Origin of the sequence: Dolichospermum sp. LEGE 00246, assembly GCF_015207865.1 — a bacterium.
Taxonomy (GTDB): Bacteria; Cyanobacteriota; Cyanobacteriia; order Cyanobacteriales; family Nostocaceae; genus Dolichospermum; species Dolichospermum heterosporum.
Map to the genome: position 1 here is coordinate 1 of NZ_JADEWA010000414.1, position 4,906 is coordinate 4,906.

At 37.2% G+C, this 4,906-nt stretch carries 4 protein-coding genes and 2 pseudogenes; 3 read left to right on the forward strand and 3 right to left on the reverse strand.

The genetic code is table 11. From position 1 onward, the window contains the following. Positions 1–1,340: RNA-guided endonuclease TnpB family protein (locus IQ228_RS21060; protein WP_193964299.1), on the forward strand; the 1,340-nt coding region annotated here is incomplete at its 5' end. A gap of 47 nt (positions 1,341–1,387) precedes the next feature. On the opposite strand, the pseudogene IQ228_RS21065 reads toward IQ228_RS21060, so the two are convergent. Further along, a pseudogene (locus tag IQ228_RS21065) lies at positions 1,388–1,612 on the reverse strand (HNH endonuclease); the annotation flags it as partial. An 81-nt stretch (positions 1,613–1,693) separates the two neighbouring features. Beyond that, complete coding sequence (locus IQ228_RS21070; RefSeq protein ID WP_257120231.1) at positions 1,694–1,915, reverse strand: hypothetical protein; 222 nt, start codon at positions 1,913–1,915, stop codon at positions 1,694–1,696. 83 nt (positions 1,916–1,998) lie between these two features. On the opposite strand from IQ228_RS21070, the gene IQ228_RS21075 reads away from it, so the two are divergent. After that, positions 1,999–2,334: a ribbon-helix-helix domain-containing protein gene (locus IQ228_RS21075; protein WP_027403244.1), complete on the forward strand. Its 336-nt coding sequence runs from the start codon at positions 1,999–2,001 to the stop codon at positions 2,332–2,334. A 437-nt stretch (positions 2,335–2,771) separates the two neighbouring features. After that, positions 2,772–3,863, forward strand: a pseudogene (locus IQ228_RS21080) (ATP-binding protein); the annotation flags it as partial. Positions 3,864–3,895: 32 nt separating this feature from the next. Here IQ228_RS21080 and IQ228_RS21085 read toward each other — a convergent pair. Continuing rightward, positions 3,896–4,906 (reverse strand): AarF/ABC1/UbiB kinase family protein (locus IQ228_RS21085; RefSeq protein WP_193964303.1); only part of this gene is annotated, 1,011 nt, incomplete at its 5' end.

Genomic DNA, 4,906 nt, shown 5'->3' on the forward strand with positions numbered 1-4,906 from the left:
CCGTGATGTACTATTATGGTGCATTCTCAGACTTAGATAGTCGAATTGAATATGGTTCTTATTGCCCTTTGACCTGCCCTATTGTTAAACATGGCATCATGTATGCTGAGTTAACAAAAAATAGCAAAAAGCATGGTTTAATCTGGGGTAACGCGACTGATATTCAAAGTAAAAGAACAACTGAATTACGTTCTGAGTCTGAATGGTATAGCCGAATTAATTCAGATGTTTTACAAGGCAATTTAGCTAAATTAGATATTGCTTATCACGGATTTTTTCAACACAAAAGGGGTTTCCCTGCGTTTCGTAAAGCAGCTAACTTTAAAACTTTTCAATTCAAGCCAGGACAAGTAAAATTAACTGTTAATCGTGAATCTAATCAGCCAAGATGCTATTCCCATGCCTACTTTCCTGGACTGGGGACTATGCGCTATTTTGATAGTCGTACTATTCCAGTAGATGCTGACATTAGAACGGTAACAGTAATTCAAGAAGCTGATGGCTGGTACATGAGTGTATTGCTCAACTTGCCTGAATCTTTACCTGAAGTTACAGGAATTGAAATCGTTAAGTCGGCAGTAGGTATTGATGTAGGAATTAATAAATTAATTTCTTTGTCTGATGGTTCGTTTATTGAAAATCCTCATCTGGCAACTAATAAGAAAATTCGCCGTCAATTAAGAATTAGACAGCGCCGAGTTAATCGTAAAGTCAAGGGTTCTAACAATCGCAAAAAAGCTGGGAAAATAGTTGCCAAGCTACATAAAAAAATTGCAGATAAGCGAAATGATCATCAATGGAAAGCAGCTAATAAAGTTGTTAACACCGCTGAGGCAATTGTCCAAGAGCATCTAAATGTTAAGGCTATGAAGTCCCGCTGCAAACCCAAAAGGCAGCAAGGACGATTTATGGCTAATGGTCAATCTGCAAAACGTGGATTAAATCGCTCTATTTCTGATGCCAGTTGGGGCGAATTATTTTCTAAGATTGCTTGGCTGGCATTGAAGTCTGGTAAGCCAGTATTATCCGTTCATCCTAAATTTACTTCTCAAGAATGTTCGGCTTGTCATCATATTAGTAAAGCTAATAGAGATGGCGAAAAGTTCATTTGTGAACATTGTGGTCATATTGACCATGCTGATACTCAGGCTTCTCGGACAATTTTACGAAGAGCTAATTTAAAATTTGTCAGCAAAGACATTAAAAACCTACCGGGGGACTCTTTGAAAGTTACGCTTGTCAGAGATGATTCTGCCAGTAATGGCAAACAGGATCAGGGCAAGAACCGTACATCTAAGGTAATACCTGAAAAGCGGATATTATTCGAGCAGTTGTCTTGACAATTATTCGATTAAGAATCCCCGCGTCTTTAGACCGGGGAGTGTCAAATTCGTTCCGTCGCAGCAATTTTTAAGCGAATGTGTTTGGGTACAGAGAGGACGAATCTAGATGAGTGAATTAACCAGCCGTCTTCTGTAGAAAATTCCAATGGCTCGGCTTTATTGCTGACTAGCAACACTATCGCCCGCTTGATATTTACTCGACACAGTGGCAAGTAATTCTGGGAAAACACGACCACAGATTGCTCTAATACTTGGATTGCGCTTGTCACAGCCTAACTCCTTATAAAAAAACCCCCGCTTGTTGTCTGAGACACTGCGGGGGTTAACAACTGACCTGATGGTTTTTAGTCTTATTTTGGTACAGCATTTTTTAGCTTGTACCTCCCGCGTTTGATCTCTATTTGTGGTTTTGTATTCAGCAAATTCATGCTGGGATATTTAAAATCATAATTGCCTTGATGTTGGCTATCCTCGCCCATAAATAAATTCTCCACGTCCGCAGCAGCAAATTCCCAACTGCCGAGGCATTTGGTTGCTTGTGAAGAGGTAGAGATGGGATAAATGGATTTCACAGAAAATTTCACCTATTGAACATTCTTTTAAACATACTACACTTGTATTACTATCCTGTCTATATCTATAAGGAGAAAAAATCATGCAGACCATTACACGCACCCCAACAACTGAGATGGAAGTTACTAGTATTCGTCTAGAACGGGAACTGAAGGAAAAGCTCAAAGATATCGCGGGCAATCGGGGATATCAGTCTTTAATTCGGGATATTCTCTGGAATTATATCCAGCAAAAATCAGGTGAATGGAAACCCCGTTTTTCTAAATCTGATATTCGCGCCAGTATTTCTGCTGTGGCACAACAAGATGAGTGCTGTGTACTTACAGGTAAATTAATTGAATCGCAACAATCAATGTTATTAGGACTGACTAGGAATGGTGATATGGTTCCTCTGAGTCTTGAGAGTTTGGTTGATTAGTCGGCAGTTTTAGTTAATTTTACCCGGGAACTACCTTAGTAACTGGGTAAAATCCTAATCTTTAAATTTATTTAAGATAATTGTACTGATTAGGTCAGGTTTCCCGTGTTAATTCGGATGTAAAAGTTGATATTTCTAGGTTAATTATAGAGGGATTACGGTTTATATCTAGTTAGAGACAGGATATCCTAAATGCCAGATTCACACAAGATCAAAATTTCAAATATTATTTTCACCATCACTTAAGTAGGTTGGCGTTGAAAATTGTCGTTATCGCAAGGCAAGAGGCAAGAGTAAAGAAGTTTTCAGGTAACACAACGCCACGCTGCGCTAACGCAATGACATTGTGTAATTAATTCTGTCTCACTACTTAATGTAGAAAAACTACATACAGTTCCTAGTAATCTCATGCAGCAACCAGAAGAAATTGCCCATGTTTATGCCAACTCCTATTTACAGATCCGGGAAAACCAATTATGAGTCATAATTGTGAAGATGAAAATACTAGTAATTCTGCTCCTTTATTTGCCATTAAAGAGGTTACTCATGGGATATTAATGCCATTGGAAAGTCAAGGTAAGGTTTTAGGATTTGTAGTTTTACAGCCAGCAACTACTCGTAACGGGGAAACAACAGACGTAAATTTAATAGAAATACTTTGCGCTCAATTAAGTGATGCTGTTATTCAATCCCAAAGATTGCAACAAGTCCAAACTTTAGTAGATGAACGGACTGAACAACTCCAGCGCAGTTTAGAAGTCCAAGCAAAATTGTATGAAAGAACTAGGCAATACGTAGAACAACTACAACAATTAAATGAACTTAAAGATGAATTTGTCAGCAATATTAGCGATCGCTTGCGCTATCCTCTGACAAATATGCTTATGTCTATCCGTAATTTACGTTTACCAGGAATATCTCCAGAACGTCAAGACCGGTATTTAAACATCTTAGAGTCAGAATGTACTAAAGAAATTAACTTAATTAACGACCTGTTAACCCTGCAAAAACTAGAATCTCATCAAGAATTACCGCAATTTGAAAGTCTAGAGTTAAACACTAAAATTCAAGAACTGCTCACGTCCTTTGATCAACAACTTACAGATAAAGAATTACGTATTGTAGTAGAATTACCGAATCAGCCTTTAAAGTTACAAACAGAAGTCGAGATTTTTGACCGGATTATACAAGAACTATTAACTAATGTCTGTAAATACTCGGAGCATGATACAACCGTCCGCGTACAAGTCACTCCCCAAGTGATAGGGAAACTTGATCAGGTTATTATTAAGGTGACAAATACTGGACGGGGAATATCTCCAGAAGAAGCAGCTTATATCTTCGATAAATTTCGGCGTGGTAAAGGGCGCTGGATTCCCGGAACTGGTTTAGGACTGGCTTTGGTTAAGTCTTTAGTGCAACATCTCAATGGTGTAATTACTGTTGAGAGCATTCCTATCCTCAATTCTCAACTCAGTGAGATTACTTTTACACTCACTCTACCTCTATCTTTCTCACCAATTAACTGATATGTGAGGAGCGTAGGGCCTGCGCCCCTCAGTCACTTTTTGCCCAGTTTTTCTATTTTTTCGATAATTGCTAATTTTATGAGGGATTTAACTAATAAATATAGACAGAAAGCACATATACAAAAAATGGCGATCGCCCAATTATGATACTTAGAGATGATTAAGATTAACCCCGTCAATAGACTAAATCCTGTTAAACAAGCATAAATTAAGGTTTTGATGGCTAGATAAATTTGTCCTAAGATGCGATCGCTTTCAACATTTTTAACTCTTAATTGTAACTCTCCCCTTTCAACTCTTTCTGCTAATTTTTTCACTAAAACTTCAGTTTTATTCGGTTTTGTCAATTGATATTGAATAAAATCCCTAGCTTGATGGCTTAATTGAGCGATAGTATTTCCTTTACTTTTTGTGACTGCTAGACTTTTGATAAATGATTGGGATAATACTGTAGGATTATATTGAGGCTCTAAAGTTCTGGCAATTCCATCTAATGTGGTTATGGATTTTAAAATAAATGTCATTTGAGCAGGTAAGCGAAATGGTTGCTGTTCAAACATTTCATAAAGTTCAATTTTTACCTCACTCAATGCTTTAATATCTAAGGGTTTATCGGTGAATTTATCTAATAAAAATGTGACTAATCTTTTTACTGGAGTCATGTCTGGGATCGGTTCAAGTAATCCCATATTCATCAAAGTATTTACTACCTCATTACTATCCTTTTTTAAAATAGCAAAAAAAGTTTTAATCATCTCCTCTTTGTCCAAAGTTCGGACTTCTGCCATCATGCCAAAATCATAGAAGATAATACTACCATCTGAATTGACTGCCATATTCCCTGGATGGGGATCAACTTGAAAAAACCCATCTTGTAATAGTTGCTTTAAATAACAACAAATTCCCGTTTCATTTACTTTATGAATATTGATTCCGCAAGCTTCCAAAGCCGCCTTATCATTGATTTTAATTCCTGGTTTATATTCTAAAGTTAATATCTTCGTTGTCGTATATTGCCAATAGACTTTAGGGACAATAATTCG

Excerpts from the sequence above, each read along its gene's own strand:
- IQ228_RS21075 (WP_027403244.1), top strand. The coding sequence starts at position 1,999 with ATGCAGACCATTACACGCACCCCAACAACTGAGATGGAAGTTACTAGT.